A 24,202-nucleotide genomic window follows, 5' to 3' on the forward strand; every position below is an offset into this window, starting at 1 on the left:
TTTCTCCTCTTGCTGTGGAGCGATCCCAGCCTGGCCGCTAAAACGAATACGCGGCGAGGGTGGGGTGTCCGAACTTTATACCTTCAGGGGAGATGCCCTAAACGGTGCGGAACCTTCTCCATGCTGCCACAGCCAGCAGAATGATCAGAACCAGCGCTACCAACTGCGTGATCCCAAAGACAGGCGAGGCTTGCGTGGGCGCAAGCGATTTTAGAAATCCGATTTTCTCGAATGATTGCACAATCAGCACAAAAACATTGAGGAACAGCGCAGTTGCAACGGCTGAAACATAGAGTCCGCGCAGCTTTCTGTTCGCGACGGCCACTCCTGCCACCAGGAGGGCAACCAGTGACAGAACGCCAAGAATAATTCCCGGCGTAATGCCCTTGAACGGGAATAGAAATCCTGTCACATCGGTCAAGATATTGGTCACAAAGAAGACGGGAGTCCAGAACGTGTGCTTCTTTCTTCCAATCAGAGTAAACAGCAGCAGGAAACCTGAGAGAATTCCGATCAGGCTGAGCACTACGTGTATGCCGGTATAGAGCCCTGTACTCAGTCCAAGAATCATTCGCAAACTCCTTGCCTTCGTTCTTTATCAGCGATTGAGGGATTTCAGAGTACACGACGCACGCTTGTGGCGCTATGAAAATTTATTTCAGCGAAAAGCAAAACAGCTACACCCAAGGCAGGTGCAGCTGTTTAGACTCAGTGCTTGTTTCCTTATCGCTCTGCTACGGGTTTCCAGTGCGTAGGATATTCGGGGCCAATATATTCTGCGCGCGGACGGATGAGCCGGTTGTCGTCGAGCTGTTCGATGACATGCGCGCTCCAGCCGGCGATGCGGCTGATTGCAAAGATAGGCGTAAACAGATCGATGTTGATGCCAAGTGTGGTGTACGTTGACGCCGAGTAAAAGTCCACATTTGCGTTCAGCTTCTTTTCGCGATTGATGTAAAGCTCAATGGCGCGCGACATATCGAACCACTTCGAATTGCCCGAATCCTTACCGAGCTGTTCGCTCATCCGGCGCAGGTGCGTGGCGCGTGGGTCTTCTGTTTTGTATACGCGGTGTCCGAAGCCAGAGACCTTCTGCCTGGATTCCAGCATCGCTTTTACGTGCTTCACTGGATCTTCGCCAGCCTTGTCTATGGCCTGCAGCAGCCGCATCACCGCTTCATTTGCGCCGCCATGCAGCGGTCCCTTCAACGCACCAATTGCGCCGGTGATTGCGGAGTGAATGTCGGAGAGGGTTGCTGCGATGACGCGGGCTGCGAATGTGGAGGCGTTTAGTTCGTGGTCGGCGTGGAGGATCAGCGCAATGTCTAAAGTTTGAGTGGCAGTTTCGGTGGGCTTGACGCCATTCAGCATCCACAGAAAGTTGGCGGCGTGGGTCAGCGACTTGTCCGCAGGCACAATCTCCAGCCCCTTGCGGATGCGATCGTAGACAGCCACAATCATTGCGATCTGCGCTGTGATTCTGAAGGCCTTGCGCACATTGGCATTGTGCGTGTTGTCCTTTTCGTCAGCATCGTAAAAGCTCAGCGCAGAAACCGCAGTACGAAGCACCTCCATCGGCGTGCCGTTGGAGGGCAGGCTCTTCAGCAGATCAATGATTTTCGGGTCGAGTTCGCGTGCTTCGGCCAATTTTGCGCTGAATTCCTTGAGTTCGCTTTCCTTTGGCAGCCAGCCGTTCCAGAGCAGGAAGGTCGTCTCTTCAAAGGTCGAGCTTTCGGCCAGTTCATGAATATCGATTCCGCGATACGCGAGTACGCCGGCGTCGCCGTCAATCCAGCAGATTCCCGAGTTTGCGGCAACGATGCCTTCCAGACCCTTACCGGCGACTGCAGCGGTGGACATATCTTTTAACTCCTGATAATCAAGTCTGATCTTTCAATCGTCGAAACGTGCCATGGCATCACGCCCGCACCGGCACACGGCGAAAGCTGAAGCAAGAATTCATTTATAAATGAACGGTTCTACCGTTGTCACTGCGGCTTGCTCATCATGCGGGAATCGTTTTGCGCCGCACTAGACGCGGCCTGCGCGATAGCCTCCTTGACACTCCCGGCACAGCCAGTATGCTTAACAGTTCTGGGGATTTTGTACTTTTTCAGGCCATGGAGGCCCGCTTTTGCAGGTTCGCGTCTTTTATCACGACAAATGCTTTGATGGGGCCTGCTCGGCATCGCTGTTTGCGCGCTTCCACCGCGAGTGCGTGGCCGCAGGGGCCACATACGAATACCACGGCCTGGTGCATCGCGCGGGTGCGCTTTTTGACGAAGCGCAATTTACGGGCGATGAGAACGCCATCGTCGATTTCAAATACTCCGCCTCGCCGCATATTACATGGTGGTTCGATCACCACCTTTCGGCTTTTTTGACACCGGAGGATCATCAGAATTTTCTTGCCTGCCAACAGGATCCGGCGTGCTCGCAGCGGAAGTTTTTCGATCCGCATTACACGTCTTGCACGAGCTTTCTGGCGCATATTGGGGAGACCAAGTTCGGATTCGATACGAAGCCGGTTGCGGAGCTGATTCACTGGGCGGATATTGTGGACGGAGCGTTGTACGAGAGCCCGGAGGCGGCTGTTGAGATGGCGGAGCCGGCGATGAAGCTGACGCTGATCATTGAATCGACGCAGGATCCGGAGTTTATTCCGCGGCTGATTCCGCTGCTGACGGAGATGCCGCTAGCGGAGGTTCTGGCGCAGCCGTTTGTGGCGGAGCTGCTGCCGCCGCTGATGGAGCGGCATAAGGCGGCGCTGGAGTTGATCCGGGAGCGGAGCGAGTCGAAGGATGGGGTGATTTTCTTCGACATTACGGATCATCCGCTGGAGGGATTCAACAAGTTCATTCCTTACTATCTGCATCCGGAGGCGGTTTACTCGATTGGGTTGTCGAAGTCGAGCTTCCGGACGAAGGTGGCGGTGGGAACGAATCCGTGGACGAAGAAGGATGGTGCGACGCTGGTGAATCTGGCTGAAATCTGCGAGCGGTATGGCGGCGGAGGTCATGCGCGGGTGGGGGCGATCAGCTTTCCGCCGGACCAGGAAGATGCGGCGCGGGTGGCGGCGGAGGAGATTGTGGCTGAGCTGCGGGCCAGAGGGAATAACTGATCGCTTTCGCAGCAGAGATCAGGGAACAGGGATCAGAAAAGCAAAAGGCCCGAATCCGGTGGGGTTCGGGCCTTGGTTTTTTTCTGCTTATTCTTAGTGTGGCATAAATGGCAGAAATTATGTGCAAACTGGACGAAGTTTTTTAGTCTTTAGAATGAGCGAGTTAAAAAGTATTTTTCGGGAAAAGGGCTTGACAGGATTTCCATAGGCGATCAGAGCAGGGTATCTTCCGGTGCTGGTGGCTCGCCGCCTTTACGGTTCAGGATGCGGCGAAAGGCTTTGTGGTCGGCTTTGTTTTTGCGCTCCAGAAAGAAATCCTCGGTCTGCATGGCGGCAATTTTCTCGGCTGCCGCTACGACGAGGAACTGGTTCATGCTGGTGCCGTCACGATCACTGATCGCCTGGAGCGCAGTTTTGAGCGAAACCGGCAGCCTGAGCGGGAAGGTGGAAATTCTGGTGGTCATGGTTTGATCCTCCTGAGCGCATCTCCGGGGCGTAATACCGGGATGCCGAACCTGGTTTGCGCCTGGCGCAAATGCTTTTCGTTGAAGGTTATGATTGCCGATACTTTGCCGTTAACCGCGGCTTCCAGAACCAGTTCGTCTCCTGGGTCATTGAGTTGCGGGCGCCAGCGGAACCAGGGTTGTACAGGCTCTGCCATTGCAATCAGGCCGTTGACAAACAATGTCGCGTCTTCGAACGAAAGCCCCGAGGCCAATCGATGCTCGGCCTGAAGACACTTGGCTTCGTATTCAAGAGCCAACGCGACAGAGAGCACCATTGTCGCCTTGCCGTCGTCGATGCATCGCAACAGTTCCGCGGATGCCCCGCGTGGGCTGCGCATGGCGGCAATGATTACGTCCGTATCGAGCAGGAGCCGCACAGGGGTTATGATATCACATCGTGGGCGATATTATGATGTGCGGCTGAAGAGGGTTGATCAAATTCCCGGATTTTGGGGACGTTGGTTCAGGATGACACTTTGTTTGTGGGGAGTGGACGGGGGTGCTGTCCCCGGTGTTCGTTTTCTTGTTCGCTTAGAATCTTGGGGCTGGTGGTGGGGGTAGCAGGGCGATGAGTTCCTTGGCGTGGATGTTGCGGCATTCGGAGACGGTGTCGAAGACCATGGTTTGCGGGTCGGCGTCGGAGAAGGGTTTCCAATCGAGGCCGGGCTGCGATGGGTTGCCGGTATAGGCGAAGTTGATCCATGCGCGGGAGACTTTGTCCTGCAGCGCGTAGCCTTCCGGCGCGTCTCCGGTTGCGACGCGGACCTGCGGCTCGGTGAGGTTGTGAAAGACGAAGGCGAGCTCAGAGGTGTGGAAGGATGTGGTGCCGCCGTTGACGGGGTACTCGTAGACGAAGAGATAGTTGTAGGCCGGGGCGCGGCCCGCTTGAGCCTTTGCGGCGAGCGCTCGGGTGTTGGGACGGGCGAAGAAGAGGATGTCCTGCACCTGCTTGCGCGGGAATGAAGTTTTGAATGCGGCGGCGATGGCGTCTTTCTTGTCGCCGAATTCCGTGGTGAGATGTTCGTTGACCTGTTGAGGGTTCCAACTGTTCTTGTCGATGTTTTTTACGTAATTGCTGGACATTTCGCTGAAGACGCTGCCGGACATTTGAGGGATGTCGGATGACCAGTCGCAGAACTGGCGGAGGATGAAGCTGTCGTCCGCGATGACGTTCCAGCCGGCGCGCTGGTTGTTGGCCTGCGCTACAGTGCGCAGGGCTGCCTGGCCCGCGGCGATGAGTTCGGGGTAGGGTATGGTTTTGAGCTTGGCGATGTCGCTGCCGGTGAGGTTGAGATTGGCGAGGGTCTGGGCGGCGATTTGCTGCTGAATCTTGAGGAGCGCGGCGGGGTCCTGATCGGTTAAGACCTCTCCACCGCCGCTTTGCGTGACGACTTTGTGGAAGAGGCCTTTTGCGGAAGGTGTGTGCAGCATGCGCGCGGCTTTGCTGCCGCCGCCGGACTGGCCGAAGAGGGTGACGCTGCCCGGGTCGCCGCCGAATTGGGCGATGTTGGCTTGTACCCACTGGAGTGCGGCGAGGATGTCCGCTGTGCCGGTGTAGCGAGATTGCGCGTATTCGGGACCGTAGGCGGACAGGTCGAGGGTGCCGAGGATGTTGAGGCGGTGGTTGAGACTGACGACGACGACATCGCCGAACTCGCTGAGGTTTTTGCCTTCGTAGGCGTAGGCTTCCATTGCGGAGCCGTTGGTGAATCCGCCGCCGTGGAGCCAGACCATGACGGGCTTTTTGGCGGAGGCTGAGGTGCTTTGAGTCCAGATGTTAAGGACCTGGCAGTGCTCGTCTTCTACCCAGTAACGATGCGGGAAAACGAACTCATCGATGCCAACTCTTGTCATGGGAGGGATGGGGCAGACCGGGCCCCAGCTCTGGGCGCTCTTGATGCTTTGCCAGGGCTGGACGGGTTTGGGAAGCTCGAAGCGCTCCGCTGTGGCGTAGGGAATACCGAGGAAGACGGTGGTTTTGCCGTCGCGGAAGCCGCGGAGCTGGCCGGTCTGGACCTGAACGATGGGTGGGGCGTAGTTGGGCGCGGTGGCGGCTGGTTCCGCGTTAGCTGCTGGGCTGAGGGGCTTTTCTGCTGCGGCTTTTGGCGTGAAGGCGAGGCCGGTTGCGGCTGCTCCCATGAGGGCTGCTCCGGCGCTTAGCAGTTCCCGCCGGTTTACCTTTGTGAAATGCGACGTCTGACTCATATCTCTCCAGAATGGTGGGTCGGATTCCATGCGACGAGGGCATGGTGTCCGCCTCTTTTGAAGAGGCTGCAAGGTGCGTGGCTGCTCAGTTGCGATCGTGAGCGCCTCTTCCAAGGCGGGGTGCCCAGAGTAGCACGGTGGATGGAGTTTGTGCCGATGGCAACACTTGAGACGGGCCGCGCCTGCCGATGGGTGAGCGCGGAGATTTTCATGTGCATGGAAGACTATTCGCTGCGAAGGGCCTGCATGGGGTCCAGGCGGGAGGCTCGCCATGCCGGAATGATGCAGGCAAGGATGGCGGCGGGTTAGAGGCTGGCAACAGGCTTTGCAGATGGGCTGGCAAAAGGCAACAGCAAGAACAACCGCAGATCCTTCGACTTGCTTCGCGCTCACGCGCGAAACTTCGCTCAGGATGACACCTTATTTGTGATTTGTGGGAAACGAGCGGGAATGCTGTCCCAGGTTCCAAAACAGGGACCTGGGGCACCCGAATATTGTGGTGGAACGGACAAAAGCAACTGCAAGAACAACCGCATGTCCTTCGACTTGTTTTGTGGGGTGAGTGAGTTGAAAGAAATATGGCCGCCGTGGTGAATGGCGGCCGTATTCGATTCAGATGAAGAATTAGAAGTCCACTCGCAGGGCGACCTGGCCGGTGCGGTTGCCGGCGTTTTCTGCGGTTTGTGCGGCGCTGAGTACGCCGAAAGTTGATGTTGAATCCCACTGCGTAGCGGGTGGAGCGAAGTTGGTGTGGTTGAGCACATTGGTGAAGGTGGACTCAAAGCGTAACTTCGCGCTTTCTGTTAGCTTGTAGGTTTTGGCTAGGCCGAGACTTACGGCCTTTGTGCCTGGACCTTCAAGGATGCCTACACCGGCGTTTCCGAAGCGGCCTGCGCCGACGGGGGTGGGAGCGAAGGCGGCATGGTTGAAGTACGCTGCGCGTGAGCGGCCTTGTGTGAAGCTGCTCGCAAGCTGGTCTGGCCGCAAGGATGCGCCGCGATTGAAGACGTTGGTGTTGGACTGGTCATAGGTTTGCGGCTGGCCGCTGGGTGTGGCGGGGCAATTGCCGGCTGAGTTGACCGCGACCTGGCAACCGCCGGGGCTGATGCTGGGCGTGAGCCATGGGCCGTTTTCAAGTAGGGTTACCGTATTCAGCTCCCAGCCGCCGAAGAGGGCGTTTTGCCAGCCGCCGTGATTGAGCCATGTGCGGCCCTGGCCGGCTGGGAGTTGGTAGATGCCGCTTGCGAGAAAGCGATTGCGGCGTGTGCCTTCCTGGTTGCCGTAGGTGGAGTGCACGTCAAACCGATTGGCAATGGGCAGCCCGTAGTTGACTTCAGAGGCGAAGGTGGTAGGTGTGTCGCCAAGATTGTCGGCGAGATTTTTGGCCAGGGTATAGTTGGCGTTGAAGTAGAGGCCGTGTGCCATGGTATGCGTAGCTTCGAACTCGAACCCCTGGTAGTTGGCTTCGCCGGCGTTGAAGGTGGAGTAGAGCGTGAACCAGTTGGGATATGGCGCGCGCGGGTCAACGAAGGGGCTTGTGGTGGTGGTTTGATACGGCGTGGTGCTCGCAGGAATCTGGTTGAGATCTTCCGTGATGCTGAGACGGTAGGTATGCATGCCGACGTAGCTGGCGCGGAAGGTGTTGTTCTGGCCGAGCGTGCGCTCGATGGTAAGGTTCCATTGATTCGATTGCGGGTCGCGATAGTTGGGATCGACGCCCTGGTCGAGGCCGCCACCGCCGTATTGCACGGATGTACTGAGAGGTGCGGTGTTGGGGAACTGAATCATGGGCGAGCCGTTGGCGCCGAGCGAGTTGGAGTACGTGTGCAGGTTGGAGGTTGGGTTGCCGCTGTTGTTGAAGGAGAGCGGGCCGAGGTTGGTCATGGTGAAGATGCCGAAGCCTGCGCGAACTACGGTTTTGGTGTCGTTGAATGGACGCCAGGCAAGAGAGAACCGAGGCTGGAAGTTACCGAAATAGGTTTGACGCAGGCCCTGCGGAAGGCCGTCCTGAGATGCGGTGAGATAACGGGTGCAGGGTAGCGAGGTGTTGTTGAGATTGCAGGCGTTGAAGGACTGCTGAAATGCGGTATTGGAGCTGACGATGTTTTGCTTCTGAAGGTATGCGGAGAGCTCGTTGGGAACGACGATGGCGTTGTTGCGCTGATCGAAGTTGGCGAGATTGCCTCCGTCTTCCTGAAAGCTGGGAAGCACCTGCCAGCGCAGGCCGTAGCTGAGTGTGAGGCGGCTGGTGAGCTGGTACTCGTCCTGCGCGTAAAGGCCGTATTGCCACGCCGTTCCGCCTACGTCCGGACTGGAGACAGCAAAGTTGAGCGTGGTGGGCGCGCCGATGAGGAAGTCTCCGAAGGAGCTTGCTGCACAGCTTGTGGTCTGCGCGCCGCTGGTCTGCGGGGGACAGTATGCGCCGGAGAATGTGGGCTGAAAGACGAAGTCGCCGAAATCGTCGGAGGCGTAGACGGGCGCGAAGCTTTCTAGATCGAAGTAGCGCACGCGGCGCACGTCGATGCCGGCTTTGAAGGTGTGCTTGCCCAGGACATAGGTGAGATTGTCAGTGAACTGTGTAGTGAGCGACTGCGTGACGCCCGCCTTGTCGCGGCCGATAGAGTTGAAGCCTGTGCCCGCGCTGAAGTTGAAGGTGGGGAAGGCGTGGGTGGTGGGATGCTGGCTGATGTTGACACCGGTGAGGTCGAGATCGTTCAGTGCAGTCGCGCCTTCAATGGGGAAGTCCACCGAAGTTGTGACGTTGGTGTAGCCGACGCGGAACTCATTCACGAGGTGCTGCGTGATGGAGTAGGTATAGGAGGCGAGCAGGCTGCGATTGTGAACGGAATCCACATCGTTGGGCAGAAGTGGATTGGCAACCTGCTCGGAGATATTTTTGCGGCTGAAGCGGGCGTAGACAGATTGCTTATCGGTAATTGTGCGGTCGATGCGCAGGTCTGCGCCGTCCGTGGTGGAAGGCGTGGACTGGAAGTTGGCGTAGTTGTAGTTGGAGTTGCCGGAAACGTTGGGCAGCGGATAGTACGCAAGCAGAGCATTGGCTGTGGCGCTGATGTTTCCTGTGGGAATGACAGGACCACCGAGCGCAGTGAGGTCGCCGGAGCGTTCAGCCGCTGTGGGCACGAGGAACTGCTGTGCGGTGGCGGTTACGCGACGATTGCCTTCGTAGTCGAAGAAGAAAAATGTCTTGTCGGCGGCGGCTGTGAAGAGATGAGGGATTTCGAGTGGACCGCCAAGCGCGCCACCGAAGGTGTTGAAGCGCTTGGGAGCTTTGCTGCCGAAGCCGTAGGGCGCGGAGTCCAAGGCGTCGTTCTGCAGGTACTCGAAGAGGCTGCCGTGGAATTTGTTGCTGCCGCTTCGGGTGGTGAAGGTTACGTCGCCGACCTGCGAGAACTCAGCGCTGTTGTTGAAGGCGGTGACTTTGACTGCAGCGATACCTTCCTGCGAAGGATAGGCGTCCTGGAGTGCTCCGTTCTGGCGAACGTTGGTGGTGGAGATGCCGTCGACGGAGAAGTTGACCATGGAGGAGCTTGCGCCGTTGAGCGCAATATTGCCCGAGCTATCCTGCTGCACGTTTGCGGAGAGCGAGAGCGAGCCTAGGGGGCTGGTGGTTGTGGCGCGATTATTCAGCGGCAGCTCGGTCATGAGGCTGTTGTCTTTGGAGTCGCCGAGGATGCCGTTTTCGGTATTGATCTGCACGGCGTCCGCACTGACTTCCACGGTGGTGGCCTGCGCGGAGATAGAGAGCGTGATGGGCAGGCGTAACTCCTGGCGTGCCTCGAGCGTTGCGGAAGTCACCACGGCGTCAGCGAAGCCGTCATGATGCACAGTGAGACGGTAGTGACCCGCCTTGATGTTTTCAAAGACAAACTCGCCGGAGTCGCTGGAGATTGCTTGCCGTTCAAAATTCTCATCGAGCGAGTGAATGATGACCGTAGCGCCGGGAATGACGGCGCCTGTGGTGTCCTGTACTGTTCCGCGAATAGAGCCAAATGTGGACTGCGCGACTACGGATGAGACGCAGAAAGAGAGCGCTGCGAGAAGCGCAAAGAGGCGCAAAGCTCCAGCCGATTTTGTTGTAACCGAGACAGCGGCGCGGGCCTTACTGCGCGTGGCGAGGCGCTTGCGAATACGCTGTTTCAGTTCTTGCTTGTGTTTGAGAAGAAGCGCGAGTTTGTAAGCTTCTTCAACTGTCATGCCCCCAAATGGATTCATCGAATTCTCCTTGTACTAATACCAGCGGCTGTTTTCTTGCTTTGCGCCGGTAAGAGAAAATCGATGAAGAATGAGCAAAACCGGCCAGCGCGCAGGCAGATACAGCTCGCACTTCCTATTAGGCTTGCGATGAGCTAAGAAGCCCGTTTGGAGAACCTTTTGATTTTGTAGGAAAGTGATAAGAGTTGCGTTCGGACGATATTTTTCCGTTGTAAAGAGTTGCTAAGAAGGACGTAAGAGCGCAAGATTTCTTCGCGATGCTCGGTTATTTGCGGATTGCCGGTTTTACTTACCTCTCGCCGACGGGACGGGTGAGATAGGTTTTCAGGAAGGATGCGAACTGGATGGCTTTGGGTGGAATCGAAAAGCAACAACAAGAGCAACCACAGATCCTTCGACTCGTTTCGCGCTTACGCGCGTAACTTCGCTCAGGATGAGAACTACATCATAAATAATTGTAAATAAAATAGATAAATTTTATGCATTCTCGATACAAACCCTGCACAGGTACGAAGAATCAAAGACTTGTAGGCAGAATCTACACGGAAACTGCACAGAACGGGATAAAGCGCAGGAGGCGAGCATGGCGTTTATTACCGAGAAAGAGGAGCTGAAGCCGGGCCTGGTTCTCTTCCGGCGCGGCGACGTGGCGCATCGGATGTGGTATTGCCGCATGAAGATGCCGAGGGGCGACCGCTATAAGACGGTTTCGCTTAAAACCTCTGATAGAGAAGCGGCGCGGGAACGCGCCTTCGACCAGGATGCGGATGTTCGATTCCGCATCAAGCATGACGTTCCTGTGTTCAATCGCCCCTTCCGTGACGTGGCGCACGAATATCTGTTGACGCAGGAGGCGCGAGCGAAGCGCGGAGAGATCAGCGCCGCGCGGCCCAAGAAACTCCGTGCCGTCATCGAGGGCACGCTAGACAGGTATGCCGGTTCCACGCAAGTACACCTTATCGGTGACGAGCGCTGGGGCAGCTATCCGGCATGGCGGCGGGAGAACGGCGCGGGGCGCCACCGGCGCAACGGCGTTCGGGAAGTCACAGCCGACGTAGCGCAGTCTTTCGCAGACCACGAATCCGCACGCCGCACCAAGGTTCAGCAGACCCTGGGTATCAGGGTTTTGAAGCCGATTGCCGTCAAGCCGCAGAATGTTCACGCGGTTCCTTTCATCAGCGATTCCACCATCCGCTTTGAGATGTCCATCTTCGGCGCGATCATGAACTATGCGGTGAAGAAACGCTATGTTCCCGCGAGCCAGCGTTTCGACGAGCGCCCGAAGCTCAAGACGATGCGGCGGGACGAATTCACGCTGGAGGAATACCGCAAGCTCCACACGGTAGGCCGCAAGTGGATTGGCGAGGCCGACAAGCCTTCGAGCGTCTGGTATCGGACTGTTACCTACAACATGATTTTGATTGCCTGTAATACCGGCATGAGGCCAGCGGAGATGAAGAATCTCCGCTGGCGTGACATCATGCCCGCAAAAGATCGCGAGGGGCGAGAGATCGTTGTGTTGTTCGTGCAGGGCAAGGGCAAGTCGCGCAAGCTGGTAGCTCCCAGGAGCGTCGGAGATTATTTGGAACGCCTTCGCGCAATCTCCAAAGCCACGGCACCAGACGACAGAGTATTTACCAACATCACAGGCAAGCCCGCAAAGACTCTTTACAGCAGCCTGATTGCCGATCTTCTGAACGAAGCGAAGCTGCGCGAGGGCACACAGGGCGTGCCCCGCTCGACCTATTGCTTCCGGCACACGTATGCGACGCTCCGCTTGCAGGAAGGCGTGGACGTGTATTTTCTTGCTGAACAGATGGGAACATCGGTCCACATGATCGAAAGCCACTACGGACACGTGAACACCATCAAGCACGCCGACCGCGTGTTGCAGGGCATGGCGGGATGGGAGTTGCCGCACTCGGAACTGGACGTTGCCAGGGCTAAAGCGTCGAAGGCGGCGGAGACGCACGATAAATCCAAACGAGGGCAGCACCGCAGGACAGGCTGACCGTGGAATCTCCCGAAGCCGTCTTTGGCCGGAGCCGCTAGCGTAGGCTGGCGTAGGGAGTTCGATATTCAAATTCCTCTTCGGATATTGGTTCTGATTTGCCGCTGCCCCGCCGGGGCGTTCTTCGCGGCAAATCTCCGCGCACGAGCCGCCGCTGGCGGCTGTTCTTAGTGCGCACCTCATTGTCTGATACATATCAACCCGAGAAATCCAATACTGGTCGTAAATTTCCGTACGGTTGAGCGTATTCCCGTTACTGTTGACGCCCTCTGTAATCAGCATCATCCGGGTGCCTCTAAGCCCTTGCTGTTGAGAACCCGAGACACCACAACAGCTGGGGCTTCAACAAAGAGGTATATTCTTGGGCAAATGTCTCGTAGACTTGTCCGTTTCAGCAGATAAGGAACTTTCATTTCCAGGCCTTCAGTTGTTTTCACCGGCTTCCATATATGGGTACCGCAGAAGCTCAAGAGATTTTCGAAGCGAGCCTGGAGTCGATTCGGCAACGGTATCGATTTGTCGTAGAGGATTATGTGGTGATGCTAGAGCGCGTCCATACTGGGTGAGCGAGCCGCAAATGGGATTTCTGGTAAAGAGCGTGCAAGCGTTAAAGCTAAACGGTAGAATCGGCCCCATTGACGGTATTTGCTACCGTATTCTGCCAAGCGAAGCGATGGACTGGGCATGGAGGGGCCAGTCCAAATTCTTTCGAGCCAGAGTTTCCTAAAAGTGTGATTCTGGGTAGACTACTGCTAAACTCCGGGGCCTTCACAGGAGTCTTCAAATGGCAGTTCTTATCCTCAATGGCGAGATGAATCTTGACCAGCTACTAGCCGCGCTGAGCCAAAAACAGTCACAAATCTACTTTATGCAGGTCGGCGCATTCGATGGAGTTACAAACGACCATCTCCACCGCGAAGTCCGCAAATTCTCTCTTTCCGGGGTCGCTATTGAGCCGCAGAAGGACGCCTTCAAACTGCTCCAGAAAAACTATTCTGATCTAGCAGCAACGATGACGTTCTTCAATGTGGCAATTGCCGAACGAGATGGGTACAAACCATTTCATTTCGTCGACAATGCCCCTGCAGAGCCGGTTTGGCTCCCTCAATTGGCCAGTTTCCGCAGGGATGTCATATTAAGGCATAGTGATGCAGTCCAAGATCTTGACGCCTTGATTCGATCAGTCAATATTGAGTGTTGGAGTTTCGAGACCCTGTTTCGCAAGCTCAACCGCACAACAGTCGATTTGCTTTATATTGACGCGGAGGGCTACGATGGCAAATTGATCTGGTCATTCGATGTGCCCCGCCGCATGCCTTCAATCATAGTTTTCGAGCATAAACACCTCATGGCGCCTGAATACCTTCAGGTGTTACAGATGCTTACAGGTTGTGGATATTCGATCGGCTTGTCTCGAAAGAACATTCATGACACTATTGCATCTCGAGTCTTCCGTTAATGGACTCGACCGTCAACGAACAACCATAAACGACCTTCGAGGGCCAAATTGGAGGTATAGAAGGATGCAGGCTGAAGTTTTCGCTGAATATGACGCGACCCGCCATCTGTCTAAACAGACATTTCATTCTTGCTGTTATGCACCCTACACTTCCTTATATTTCGATACGGCCGGCAACGTGCGCGCATGTTGTCACAACTACACGCACCGTCTAGGAAATGTTAAGGAACGGACTTTAGATGAGATCTGGCAAGGACAGCCGCTGAGAACGCTACAAACAGCGGTATATAAAGATGATCTTTCCTATGGCTGCGATTATTGTGAATGGCAACTTACAACGAGAGCCTTTCACAGACTTCCAGCCCGCAAGTGGGATTCACTAATTGCAGAATCGGCCGAGCCACGCTGGCCCAAAATGATGGAATTTTCCATCAGTAATACGTGCAATCTGGAATGCATCATGTGCGACGGGAATCATTCTTCTGCGATCCGGGCAAATCGCGAGCACTGCGATCCACTTGAAAACGCTTATGACGAAGGTTTCTTTCAGCAATTGCGAGCTTATTTGCCGCACCTCGAGCGCTGCAAATTTCTTGGAGGAGAACCATTCCTCCAGGAGAACTGCTATCGGATCTGGTCTCTGATTCGCGAAGAGCATGCCTCCCTCCCGTGCCATGCCACCACAAACGGCACGGTCTGGAACGCACGCGTCGAAAAGACTCTAAACGCCGTTGCCTTCGGTATTGCGGTATCCATTGATGGCTATACAAAAAAGACTATCGAGGCTGTTCGTGTGCATGCCAGGTACGAATATTTGATTGCTAACATCCTGCGATTGCGCGATTACACCCGCTCCAGGGGAACGTCTTTCAGTTTGACCTTTTGTCTAATGAGACAGAACTGGCACGAATTCGGTCGATTGTGCCTTTTTGCTGATCACTTGGACTGTGATGTAGGCGTGAATCTTGTGAGGCGTCCCGCTCAGATGAGCCTTTATGCTCTTCCAACCGACGAGATCGGCGTCATTCTAAGAGCAATGGAGGAGGAGACCATTGTACTTGAGCCGCAGTTGGGGCGAAACCGAGGTGTATGGCTAGGTGAACTTTCCCGCCTTCGGGCACATATGACAAGTAGTCGCATCGTGCCGGATCTGGTGCATATAGCAGGAGTCGACCCAACTGTTAGTGCCTGAGCATGGACATACTACTGAAGTCAGATCTAGAGTTTGGCGTGAGATGTTGGCAGACTGCGTGGTCAGACGATCGCGGTTCCGAGTCATGATCGAATCCTCTCCAAGGTGTTTGAATGAAGATTAATCTCGTTACGGTAGTAGGTGCATACACCGAAACTTTGGAACAGATGTTACGCCATTATCGCGATTTGGGCATCACGTCGCTCTCAGTACACATCAATGCCGATTCGCTTGACGACGAACTCGTTGCTAGGGTTCGAAAACTTTCAAGTTCTCTCGAAGCGGACATTGCCTCAGTTAATGTGGTGCCATGGTCCGAAGCAATTAATCCAATTCTTTATGCAATGACCCGGTCTGAAGCTCCCGAAGAATGGTTCGTACTTGCCGACGCAGATGAATTTCAGGTTTACCCAGATGCCCTAAGTGATGTCCTCGATTATTGTAATCGCAGCGGCTATGACTTCGTCGAAGGGTGTTTTGTAGACAGAATTGCGTCCAATGGGACATTGAAGGAGGTAGATTCTAGAGAGGATTTATGGAATCAGTTTCCACTTGGCGGTTGCATTTCCGGACCTTTATTAGGAGCAGTAATTAACAAGATAGTTGCCGCGAAGGGATATGTTCAAGTTGGTCGTGGCCAGCATCATGCACGCTCCGGAGTTGGCTGTCCTGTGTCGCAGTTGTATGTCCCCGTTCATCATTTCAAATGGACCTCCGGTTTACCTGCACGTCTAGAGGAACGCATACGATTATATAAACGACTTGGTGAGGGTCTGTGGCGCGAGAGTGAACGTTTCCTGAACTATTACGCTGCGGAGCAGCGGATCCAGATAGAGGACGAACGTTTTTTTTTAGCTCTATGTGAACCCGAGTATCCATTCTGGAGTCGATTGCGAGAATGGAGAATCGCATCTTCTTTTTTTCGAGTTTGGTAATTCGACATCATTCCATCCACACCCTAAGGACTCGAACCCGAAAATGCTTCTAGTCACGAAGCATTCTACCTTACAACCACACCTGTATCAGTTCGCTTGATCTCTTCGGTGCAATCACGGACCCGGTCACTTTCACCCATCTTCCCATAACATGCAGCGATACCTGCAACCGTTCGGATGTAATGGTATCGTGCCTTCGTTCCCCTGAACTGGAGTCGATAGAGTGCATAACGAAACTGTCTCAGTGCATTTCGGATATCTCCTCGTTCCAGAAAGGATTCCGCAAGAATGATTTGTTCAAAGCCTGATGGATCTCTAACAGGAAAGGCATTTTCGGGTAGATCAACTCCTGAAACATCTGGCTGATCGGCTTTCGGCCATGCAGAAAATATCTGTGATAGCGCTATATTTAGCGCTGTTTCTAATCTAAAGGGAGAGAAATATTCATCGACATGTTTTCTGCTTGCTGCAGATGCGCCAGTCCACCAGACATCATTGTTATAGCAATCGAAGATACCTGCGGCGAAGTCCTGGGCGTCAGGCTGCACAGCCATAACAAAATCAGAAACATTACCAAGCGCCTGGGCGCCAATTGAGGTAGTGACTATGGGCAGTCCATAAGACATCGCCAAAACATTTTTTGTCGCAATTCCAGATCCGATCCGGACGGGCGATATGAACAGGCGATGGCGATGAAATATTGAACCCACATCCGGCACGTGTCCGATGCAGCTTGTGTTCTTCCCGAGACAATTACCAACCCGCTCTGCATTGTTGCCAGCTACACACAACTGCATCTCAGGATAGCGTCCCAAGATTATCGGCCATGTCTCCTCCGCGAACCATCCTATAGCATCTCGCCCAGCAAAGTTGTCATAATCGGCGAGAAACAGAAGCCCTTTGCGAGAATCAAAGTCAGGTCCCGGCGGTTGCAAGTCAGCAGAAAAAGGAACACAAAATGCGCGGCATCCAGGAGCAAGGGTGCGCACATACTTTGCTTCTTCTTCTGAAATCGTCAATACTGCGTCAGCCTTCCGATAGTACATAGCTTCGCGTTCAGAAAAATCGGCTGCAAACTCGTGTTGAGAAAAAGACCCCTCAACTGCCGCAACCAGCTCCTGCCGATATCCCTGTCGATCATCGGTCAACACAGCTATCCGAGTCGATGGAGAATAGGTTCTGATGAAAGCTAGGAAATCATCCGGAATCGTGACATGTCTCCAAAACCATAACGGGAGAATCGCTAGGTCGTAGCGTCGTCTTAGAATTCTTTGAAACTGTGGCTCTGTCCCTCCAAACCAAAATAGATGAGCTTCCGGATCTTCTCGTTCCGCACCGACCTCGAGATGAATGCAGTTCTCTCTCAAATAGTTGCAGTAGTGGGGCTCGAAGGTAGGAAATCTCGCGAGAAGGGTAACGTCATGGCCGGCCTTGCGCAGCAGTTTGAGGATTCCGAACAAACGTAAATCACAGCCGGACTTATCTGGACGCGGTACCGATTCATGGATATACAAAATATTCATTCAGTGTGCGCGCCCCTTTTCAAGAAGATAAGAATCGATGCATCTGCTCGTCTAGCTAATTCAGTAAACGAAGTGACGCTTGGTACCAGCCTGATTCGTCATGCTGAATTATCTCGCGAAAGATCATGTTGTGTTGCTCAGCAACACTAGATTTCAGAAACCGAAGACAGTGCAGCGCAAACATCTTATTTCTCCAGTCATCCCCCGTGGCTAGCGTTCCGAAACAGGGGACTCGAAGAAAAGAAGACTCTGTAGATATTGGCTTGAACGAAAACGAATCCGCTCGTTCGGAGCGCCAGGAGCCGACATTAGCTTCTTGCCCGAGGAGTGTAACGGAAAAATCGGCGGCTACTTCGTTTAAGCATGCCTGATCGGAATATTTCCATGGAGCAGATTGGTAGGCACTTCGCCATGATTCGTGAAATCTTGGACTGCGCGTCAGCACAAATCCAGAGTTGAAATAGCCATAGTAGGGAGAGAGTTCTCGAATTTTCCATGGAAAATGATTCGGGGAGAGAACGAGTTCAGTTTTATGATCCAACATCCCCGGAAGACAGGGCGCAGTAAAGATCAGATCTGAATTGAGGAATGCCACAACATTTTGATCTTCGCTTGCCCATGCGTCAGCTATGGCATTCATCTTTTCTCTCAGCACCTTCCGCGATTGAGACAGTACGGGCTTATCCCAAAGTTCACAGAATGACACCGCAGTTGTATCGGAATGAGTCCGTATCAGGCTTTCAGTAGCTCTATCGCAACGCACAAACCAGCGATAAGGCTCCGGGTGGAACTTTGCAAACGAATATCGCAGAATCAGATATTCTTTGAAGGTTGATGTGGTCACTACAGTTGCAAGAGAAATCCCAGAAGGCATGTACTCTCCTATAAATCAACAATTCTCCGGCAAAAGGAATCGAAGGATCGCCTCTCTGGTAGGCACTTCTCGAGAAGCAAGCTAGTACCATGAAGTAGGTTGGTAAACGGACAATTATTCACCGTCGAGATAGCGATATGGTCCATCAAATTGCGTTGGCATCGGTCGTAACAAGCTCTTTTATGGAAGAGTTTCTGCTGTTGAAGTTTTCATGCGAACTCCTCCATCATCAACAATTCCAATGGTATGTCAGATGTGATGAGGCTTCGGCAGCTCTTCTGTCCAAGGAAGCGAATATAACGGCCACACCCTTCTGTTCTTCTAGCCTAACCAGAAATAGTCCGGGAGAGAAAGAGTTCAACCGTATCGCGCTCCAGAAAGCCGAATCTATTGCCGATGCATGGAATGCGGGTTTGTGCACCAGTGTCGCGTTTCTCGACGCAGACCTGATCGTTACTTCAGCTTTCCTGTCAGATTTTGAAATGTTCGATACAGATCTCATACTCACCCCGAATCATCACGCGCCTGGCAACGAAGTTTTTGAGCCTTTTCACGGATTCTTTAATTCCGGGTTTGTCCTAACGAAGAATTGCAAGTTCCATGAAAAATGGAAGGCGCACCTGAGTTCAAGAAGCTGGCAATTTTCGGATCAAGTATGCTTCAACGACCTCTGTGCAGAGTTTTCTGTGACCCAGCTCACTTCCTTGGCAAACATTGGGTTCTGGCACTCTCGCAATGCTCGAATTTTTAACTTCGAGCCTATTCCACCGAATTGTTGCTTGCTGCATGCACACTGTTTTCATCCCATCACAGATGGGCGTGGATGGGTGGATAGAATGTTCGCCTTTCACTGTCTCCGATTTCTCCACACCTCGACTAAACCTGAGCATCATCTCCTCGTGAAAGAAATCCTTCAGAAAGACAAGTCTGGCTGGTTTTCTGCTTCGTTATCCTTAAGTTAATAGCACATTGATTTTGGAACGATCATAGGATCATAACCCAGCGTTCGTATGTAGAGCTAAACTCCCACATGCTAAGGGTACATCCTTCGTTGGAGCCACAATACTGTCATATATACCCTAAATTTCGATCCCCCATTCGCATACCTTGTGCCTGGTAATTGCTTCCTCGGCTTGCTCGTCGATTTTTCGACGAACAGTGCTTAAATAAGCGAAAGTCGAATGTGTCTTTGTGCGGGCCCTGCTACGTTCGAGAGGCTAAAGGATTACTGTATCCAGTAGCTTCGTCAAAAAGGTCTCGGTAGCGGCGAGCCATTGCAACCATGCTGAAGTGCGATCGGGCGCGTTCCCGTCCCGCGCAGCCCATGCGCTTGGCGACAAGGGGATTGCAAAGCAAATAAACGAGTCGTTCGGCAATTCCCTCTAAATCTGTTTCAGGCAATAAAAACCCCGTTTCACCGTCCATTACTTGATCCTGTGTCCCGCCGTCTGGATTTGCCACAACAGGGAGACCTGCTGCCATCGCTTCCAATGAAGCGTTGGGACAGCCCTGAAAATAAGAGAGCATAAGAAAGACACGAAACTCTGGAAGTGCACGACTGGGTTCTACCCTTGAGCCCACAAAGAATACGGTTCCGTCAAGGCGGAGTTTACGGTGTACCACCTCAACATCTTGCCAATATTCAAGATTTTTCGCGCCCTCGACCTTTCCAATAAAAGTCAGAGTGAATTGGGGGACAACTTTGCGAACCATTTCAGCTACCTGTAATTGTTCAATGATCAATTTTGCGGGCACGAGGCGCCCCGAAGACACAACAGCATATTCAGGGTTTGCTTCAACAGGACGCGCATATGGCGTCATCGCCTTGGGAGTAGAGACCTCGAAACTAGGCACCCCGTTGGGTATGACTGACGTCTTTGTGGCAAAATCGCCGTATCGCTGTGGAATTTGGCCGTAAGTATATTTTGAGACGAATTTATCGATCCTCGCAAAATATTGTTCCGGTGACCAAGCGATCCGCTGAAAAAATGGAATGGCATTGTCTAACTCCCTGAAAAGATGCGGACCGGGACTGACGTCTAAGAATCGAACATTCCTAAAACAAAGAATTTTCGATAGCATCGCTTTGAAACGGACTCCCGCATGCCAAAAACAAATAGCAGTAATCCGATGAGAGTCTATATATGACAGAAGCGCATCCAGCTGATCGCAGAGCGCAGGAATCTTCTGAAGACTAAAGCAGTCGACTCCTCGCTCTTCCAGGCTCAGAACGTAATCCTCTCGATGAGCGGCTTGTTCAACGCAGACGCTAACTGGATACGGGCAGTGTATCTCGTTCAACAAGTTAACTAGAGAACGCTGTGCACCACCTTGATCTAAATTGCAGGTTATGAACAAGAGCGCCGGTTTGCGAGCAGCAGCCCCCAGTTCTGTGCCATAGGTAGCGAGCATGCTCCACAAACGCGGTATAAGATTCTTCGGATGAAGGCGCGGTAAAGGGGCTTGACGGGACTCCGTCGCAGCAACTCGAATTTTGGCCGCGAACGATTCAACTGCGGCATTTCGATCGAGAAATGTAATTCCTTCCCCTCTCAATTCTTGTTGGCCGCCCACATTCGTAAGCACCATGGGAAGGCCAGTCTGTTTGGCTTCCATTGAAGCAATGCTCAAGCCCTCGAATTGACTAGTATTGAGAAAACAATCGAAAGCGGCATAATAGGGGCGTGGGTCTGTACAGGAGTCAACGAAAATTACGCTTCGCTTCAATCCGAGCGAATTTGCTAATGCTTTAACACCTTGAAAGTAAAAGAAATTTGGATCGTTCTCATCCGGAGTCGGAGCAAGTATCATTAGGCGCGCATCAATATCATCTTGAAGAGCTTTTATAATCCGAAGAGCAAGCTCGTAGCGCTTTTGAGGCTTAAATTTGCCAACCATCCCAATTAAGACCGAATCTCCTATTTTGTGAATTGATCGGATGCGGGTTCTATCTATTTTCAACTTGTCTTTGTCATAATCGCGCTGTAGTTCATGTCGCACGACATGGGTTGGTAGATTCGGGAGATCTCGCCTGACTTCGATAGCAACGCTGCTCGACACCGCAGTTGCCCACGGTATAACACCACTTATTGAGCGGGGCTGAAAGAGCCATGCCGGAGAATGGTTGTGAATCACGGGAAGCACAGTTACGCCATAGCGACTGAGCTGAAGGATCTCGTCAGCGTTTAGCAAATGTGCGTAGGCAACGGGGGAGGCCTTCTGCGTTAATTGCCAAGCAATGAATCGCAGCCGCTGCGATTCAGGCAAGTGGTGAAGACGATGCACTGCAATCTGCACGCTTTGTGGGATCCGATATTCGATTCGTCCGCGCCTGAGCAAAAACAGGTTGATCTGGCCTTCGGACACTGGACTTGTCCGCGCGAGGGAGATGAGCAGTTCTAGAACAATGCGTTCGGCCCCACCTAGGGAAAGATTGGGGCATATGAGGTTTAGTCCCACCGAGGGGGTAGCGGTGATAAAGCGTGGCTGACGACTCGAAGGTGCCGATAGCGGAAGATCCAGAATCGGAACACCTGTAGCGCACTCTATGTTCATAAGGCTTGCGTCACCTTTCTCGGTAAGAGACAGTTCAGTTATGATTTGGATTTCAAAACAAAGCCGATATTGTCCATACATCCCCAGTCTTCATAGGAACAAACATCCTGTGCAATCATCCCGTCCTTTCCGTGCACGCAAAGGCGAGAAACGAAATCTGGGAACGCTGAGCTGGCCTTGACATCATGAGAAACAAGCATTCCACCTGGTCTCAACCGATCCCAAAAGGCACGATATTCCCAAGACTGATGATTCCATGTATGGGTACTGTCGTGGAGGTACATGTCGTATTGCTTAGCAAGCAGTGCGTCCGAGACTAACTCGCGAACATCTCCGAATAGTTGGAATACACCCGGGCGGAGGCTCTCCGGAATGAGACAGCCAGTGAAGGACTCACGACGTCGAGTGATGGTCACAATAGAAGCATCGTCGAGTCTCATGTCCATTTGAGCTTTTCGCAGAACCGCTGTGGACATTCCGAACCCGGATCCGATCTCAATGATCGTGGAGGATCGATGAAATTTTACTAGCGCATAAAGAATTGCTGCATCCATAAGGCCCATTGCAGAATGCGTCGTGACACGGGCTCTTTCCATGGCAAGTTCCTTCATGAATTTACTGGAGAGGCATTCCTGAGCCTCAGTCCAAATCCGCTTCCAATCGTGGTTCCGCAGCATGTCAGGCTCCAAAGACGGACCTAATCAAAATGTCATTTATCTGTATGACTACAGCGTAAGGAGCATAGCCCACCCTTCTCAAAACGTGCAAGAAGGATAAACGATGGTTGGACGCTTAACTATTCAGCGCGGAGTTGACATCTTACATCGCAAAATTCGGATTACAGCGATTAATCCAGTGTGAGTTTGACGCGGGAAGAGTGGCGACGATATCGCGGACCATCACGTAGCTTGCCTTAACATAGCCAACAATCACAAACATCGCATATTCAAAGCATGGCTCCAGCATCAGATTGAAATCTCTCAATTACGGATTTTTGCATGGTGCATCTCCGATGCGTCCAGAACTTTACTCAGCTTTTCTCCGAATGTTCGTAGCATGATCGTGAATTTTGAATGAATGGAAATCTGCACAAATCAGCCCCGCTGACGTAATATTCAGTCAACCTCGAATCGACGGTTAACTCAAGGCTAGATGATCATAGGAGACATTGGGAATGGAGGCCGTGTGGTTTATAACCGCGTATTTTAACCCGGCTCGATTTCAGACAAAGTTTCACAACTACTGTATTTTTCGCGGAGAACTAGAAAGAATGGGGGCGAATCTCCTAACAGTGGAGTGCGCACTGCCTGATCAAGCATTCGAGATCCCGCCGGGGCGAGGTGTCTTGCATGTACGTTCCGCTGCGGTTCTTTGGCAAAAGGAGCGCCTTCTGAATATCGCCCTCGATGCCGTTTCAAATACATGTCGTTTTGTAGCGTGGGTCGATTGTGATTTGATTTTCTTGAATCACAACTTGATCAAAGATATCGTTCACAGCCTCGAGGAATACGCCGTCACACAAATTTTTGATGGCATGATTAGACTGCCACGCGGCTGCCTAGAACCTTCGAATGGCGAGCAGCCGTCTGAGAGCTTCATGGGAGGGCTTCTCGATTCCCTTTCACGCCCGTTGAAGGCAAGAGTCGGACATCCAGGCTTTGCTTGGGCAGCTCGGCGAGAGATTCTCGAAGCCTGCAACGGATTCTATGATGCTTGTATCATTGGGGGCGCCGATAGGGTCATGGCGCATGCATTTCTGGGCGACTACCATGCGCCCGTGGTATCAAGAATTGCAATTGGTCCTATAGCTCCACACTACTTGGAATGGGCTCGAGGGACATATCGGGTCGTGCATGGCAGCATGTCTGTTGTTCGTGGTACCGTGCTGCACCTGTGGCACGGAGAGTCTGGAAATCGGCTCTATTTTGAGAGACATATCTCGGTTGCCGACCTTGGCTTCAATCCGTATGAGGATTTGATTAAGAACTATTGGGGCTGTTGGGAATGGGCCTCCAGCAAGCCCAAGCTGCAAGATTGGATCCACGCATATTTCACCGCGAGACATGAAGACGGGTGAGAGCAAGAGCTAAGTTCGCCATTGAAAGGCGTTTTCAACTCAACTGGCATATCAACCGATTTTGCTCTGCATTTGCTTTCCACCATAGACTCAATTTCAGATGATCACTAGAGCGAGTTCGGCGTGGAGAAGACAACGGCGATAGCCCACTCGGCGAAACCATCCGTAATGAGCACGAGTATGTTATCTATGCACGGGAGTTCGGTTTTAACAAGCAGCCCACGTCGAGATCTTGGACGAGTACGACAACTAGCCTTGGCGAAGCCGGAACCGGCTAGATGAAATATTGATAAATCCAACGCCTCCGAATATTGACATGAAAGCAGGGCTTCTACTAATGTGAAGGCCCACGAAGAAAACAGCCACGCAAGGCCGGCTAATCCAGCATTGTTGAGGAGGACGGATGCGAGCCAGTGTGATTGTTGGTGCCCATAATGAGGGCGAGCGCCTTTGGAAGACAGTGGATTCGATTTTCGACAGCAGTCCACGTCTCGACTTCGAACTGATCGTG

General features: G+C 53.0%; 18 protein-coding genes. 8 read left to right on the forward strand and 10 right to left on the reverse strand.

What is annotated here, in order from left to right; translation table 11 throughout:
• Positions 1–97 precede the first annotated feature (97 nt).
• A complete protein-coding gene (locus tag ABSG47_RS13290; protein WP_424170179.1) occupies positions 98–571 on the reverse strand; it encodes a hypothetical protein in 474 nt (157 codons plus the stop codon).
• Positions 572–723: 152 nt separating this feature from the next.
• A complete protein-coding gene (locus ABSG47_RS13295; protein ID WP_424170180.1) occupies positions 724–1,860 on the reverse strand; it encodes a citrate synthase in 1,137 nt (378 codons plus the stop codon).
• Positions 1,861–2,134: 274 nt separating this feature from the next.
• Here ABSG47_RS13295 and ABSG47_RS13300 point away from each other — a divergent pair, with 274 nt between their 5' ends.
• Positions 2,135–3,121 (forward strand): phosphoesterase, encoded by a 987-nt coding sequence (locus tag ABSG47_RS13300; RefSeq protein ID WP_424170181.1) that lies wholly within the window; start codon positions 2,135–2,137, stop codon positions 3,119–3,121.
• Between the two features lie 212 nt (positions 3,122–3,333).
• Here ABSG47_RS13300 and ABSG47_RS13305 read toward each other — a convergent pair whose 3' ends face one another.
• The 3 genes from ABSG47_RS13305 to ABSG47_RS13315 form a co-directional block, all read right to left on the reverse strand.
• On the reverse strand, positions 3,334–3,585 hold the full coding sequence (locus ABSG47_RS13305; protein WP_424170182.1) for a hypothetical protein: 252 nt from the start codon (positions 3,583–3,585) through the stop codon (positions 3,334–3,336).
• Complete coding sequence (locus tag ABSG47_RS13310; RefSeq protein WP_424170183.1) at positions 3,582–4,004, reverse strand: PIN domain-containing protein; 423 nt, start codon at positions 4,002–4,004, stop codon at positions 3,582–3,584. Before ABSG47_RS13310 ends, ABSG47_RS13305 begins: the two co-directional genes overlap by 4 nt.
• 154 nt (positions 4,005–4,158) lie before the next feature.
• The gene (locus ABSG47_RS13315) at positions 4,159–5,832 is read right to left on the reverse strand and encodes a carboxylesterase/lipase family protein (protein ID WP_424170184.1); all 1,674 of its coding nucleotides are present in this window, start codon (positions 5,830–5,832) and stop codon (positions 4,159–4,161) included.
• 156 nt (positions 5,833–5,988) lie between these two features.
• Here ABSG47_RS13315 and ABSG47_RS13320 point away from each other — a divergent pair, with 156 nt between their 5' ends.
• Positions 5,989–6,141 (forward strand): hypothetical protein, encoded by a 153-nt coding sequence (locus tag ABSG47_RS13320; protein ID WP_424170185.1) that lies wholly within the window; start codon positions 5,989–5,991, stop codon positions 6,139–6,141.
• Positions 6,142–6,456: 315 nt separating this feature from the next.
• On the opposite strand, the gene ABSG47_RS13325 is transcribed toward ABSG47_RS13320, so the two are convergent.
• Positions 6,457–10,065: a TonB-dependent receptor gene (locus ABSG47_RS13325; RefSeq protein ID WP_424170186.1), complete on the reverse strand. Its 3,609-nt coding sequence runs from the start codon at positions 10,063–10,065 to the stop codon at positions 6,457–6,459.
• A gap of 583 nt (positions 10,066–10,648) precedes the next feature.
• Between ABSG47_RS13325 and ABSG47_RS13330 the strand changes: the two genes are divergently transcribed.
• The 4 genes from ABSG47_RS13330 (at position 10,649) to ABSG47_RS13345 (ending at position 15,662) form a co-directional block, all read left to right on the forward strand.
• Positions 10,649–12,076 carry a tyrosine-type recombinase/integrase gene (locus ABSG47_RS13330; RefSeq protein WP_424170187.1) on the forward strand — a complete coding sequence of 476 codons (1,428 nt, stop codon included), beginning with the start codon at positions 10,649–10,651 and terminating at the stop codon, positions 12,074–12,076.
• Positions 12,077–12,860: 784 nt separating this feature from the next.
• Positions 12,861–13,535 carry an FkbM family methyltransferase gene (locus ABSG47_RS13335; RefSeq protein ID WP_424170188.1) on the forward strand — a complete coding sequence of 225 codons (675 nt, stop codon included), beginning with the start codon at positions 12,861–12,863 and terminating at the stop codon, positions 13,533–13,535.
• A 64-nt stretch (positions 13,536–13,599) separates the two neighbouring features.
• Positions 13,600–14,727, forward strand: coding sequence for a radical SAM/SPASM domain-containing protein (locus ABSG47_RS13340; protein ID WP_424170189.1), 1,128 nt, complete (start codon positions 13,600–13,602; stop codon positions 14,725–14,727).
• 113 nt (positions 14,728–14,840) lie between these two features.
• Positions 14,841–15,662, forward strand: coding sequence for a glycosyltransferase family protein (locus tag ABSG47_RS13345; RefSeq protein ID WP_424170190.1), 822 nt, complete (start codon positions 14,841–14,843; stop codon positions 15,660–15,662).
• A 65-nt stretch (positions 15,663–15,727) separates the two neighbouring features.
• Here the strand turns inward: ABSG47_RS13345 and ABSG47_RS13350 are convergent, their stop codons facing one another.
• Positions 15,728–17,185 (reverse strand): glycosyltransferase family 4 protein, encoded by a 1,458-nt coding sequence (locus ABSG47_RS13350; protein WP_424170191.1) that lies wholly within the window; start codon positions 17,183–17,185, stop codon positions 15,728–15,730.
• Positions 17,186–17,240: 55 nt separating this feature from the next.
• Positions 17,241–18,059, reverse strand: coding sequence for a hypothetical protein (locus ABSG47_RS13355; RefSeq protein ID WP_424170192.1), 819 nt, complete (start codon positions 18,057–18,059; stop codon positions 17,241–17,243).
• Between the two features lie 137 nt (positions 18,060–18,196).
• On the opposite strand from ABSG47_RS13355, the gene ABSG47_RS13360 reads away from it, so the two are divergent.
• The gene (locus ABSG47_RS13360) at positions 18,197–19,021 is read left to right on the forward strand and encodes a hypothetical protein (RefSeq protein ID WP_424170193.1); all 825 of its coding nucleotides are present in this window, start codon (positions 18,197–18,199) and stop codon (positions 19,019–19,021) included.
• 241 nt (positions 19,022–19,262) lie between these two features.
• On the opposite strand, the gene ABSG47_RS13365 is transcribed toward ABSG47_RS13360, so the two are convergent.
• Both ABSG47_RS13365 and ABSG47_RS13370 read right to left on the reverse strand, forming a co-directional pair.
• Positions 19,263–21,695, reverse strand: a complete 2,433-nt coding sequence (locus tag ABSG47_RS13365) for a glycosyltransferase (protein WP_424170194.1) — start codon at positions 21,693–21,695, stop codon at positions 19,263–19,265.
• Positions 21,653–22,225 (reverse strand): class I SAM-dependent methyltransferase, encoded by a 573-nt coding sequence (locus ABSG47_RS13370; protein ID WP_424170195.1) that lies wholly within the window; start codon positions 22,223–22,225, stop codon positions 21,653–21,655. Before ABSG47_RS13370 ends, ABSG47_RS13365 begins: the two co-directional genes overlap by 43 nt.
• Positions 22,226–22,788: 563 nt before the next feature.
• On the opposite strand from ABSG47_RS13370, the gene ABSG47_RS13375 reads away from it, so the two are divergent.
• The gene (locus ABSG47_RS13375) at positions 22,789–23,691 is read left to right on the forward strand and encodes a hypothetical protein (protein WP_424170196.1); all 903 of its coding nucleotides are present in this window, start codon (positions 22,789–22,791) and stop codon (positions 23,689–23,691) included.
• Positions 23,692–24,202: the final 511 nt, after the last annotated feature.

The organism is Occallatibacter sp. (genome assembly GCF_049510455.1).
In the GTDB taxonomy this organism is placed as follows: Bacteria; Acidobacteriota; Terriglobia; order Terriglobales; family Acidobacteriaceae; genus Telmatobacter.

Excerpts from the sequence above, each read along its gene's own strand:
- ABSG47_RS13295 (WP_424170180.1), bottom strand. The coding sequence starts at position 1,860 with ATGTCCACCGCTGCAGTCGCCGGTAAGGGTCTGGAAGGCATCGTTGCC.
- ABSG47_RS13330 (WP_424170187.1), top strand. The coding sequence starts at position 10,649 with ATGGCGTTTATTACCGAGAAAGAGGAGCTGAAGCCGGGCCTGGTTCTC.
- ABSG47_RS13355 (WP_424170192.1), bottom strand. The coding sequence starts at position 18,059 with ATGCCTTCTGGGATTTCTCTTGCAACTGTAGTGACCACATCAACCTTC.
- ABSG47_RS13315 (WP_424170184.1), bottom strand. The coding sequence starts at position 5,832 with ATGAGTCAGACGTCGCATTTCACAAAGGTAAACCGGCGGGAACTGCTA.
- ABSG47_RS13350 (WP_424170191.1), bottom strand. The coding sequence starts at position 17,185 with ATGAATATTTTGTATATCCATGAATCGGTACCGCGTCCAGATAAGTCC.
- ABSG47_RS13370 (WP_424170195.1), bottom strand. The coding sequence starts at position 22,225 with ATGAAGGAACTTGCCATGGAAAGAGCCCGTGTCACGACGCATTCTGCA.
- ABSG47_RS13340 (WP_424170189.1), top strand. The coding sequence starts at position 13,600 with ATGCAGGCTGAAGTTTTCGCTGAATATGACGCGACCCGCCATCTGTCT.
- ABSG47_RS13320 (WP_424170185.1), top strand. The coding sequence starts at position 5,989 with ATGGCAACACTTGAGACGGGCCGCGCCTGCCGATGGGTGAGCGCGGAG.
- ABSG47_RS13365 (WP_424170194.1), bottom strand. The coding sequence starts at position 21,695 with ATGTATGGACAATATCGGCTTTGTTTTGAAATCCAAATCATAACTGAA.
- ABSG47_RS13345 (WP_424170190.1), top strand. The coding sequence starts at position 14,841 with ATGAAGATTAATCTCGTTACGGTAGTAGGTGCATACACCGAAACTTTG.
- ABSG47_RS13360 (WP_424170193.1), top strand. The coding sequence starts at position 18,197 with ATGGTCCATCAAATTGCGTTGGCATCGGTCGTAACAAGCTCTTTTATG.
- ABSG47_RS13375 (WP_424170196.1), top strand. The coding sequence starts at position 22,789 with ATGGAGGCCGTGTGGTTTATAACCGCGTATTTTAACCCGGCTCGATTT.
- ABSG47_RS13305 (WP_424170182.1), bottom strand. The coding sequence starts at position 3,585 with ATGACCACCAGAATTTCCACCTTCCCGCTCAGGCTGCCGGTTTCGCTC.
- ABSG47_RS13335 (WP_424170188.1), top strand. The coding sequence starts at position 12,861 with ATGGCAGTTCTTATCCTCAATGGCGAGATGAATCTTGACCAGCTACTA.
- ABSG47_RS13290 (WP_424170179.1), bottom strand. The coding sequence starts at position 571 with ATGATTCTTGGACTGAGTACAGGGCTCTATACCGGCATACACGTAGTG.
- ABSG47_RS13325 (WP_424170186.1), bottom strand. The coding sequence starts at position 10,065 with ATGAATCCATTTGGGGGCATGACAGTTGAAGAAGCTTACAAACTCGCG.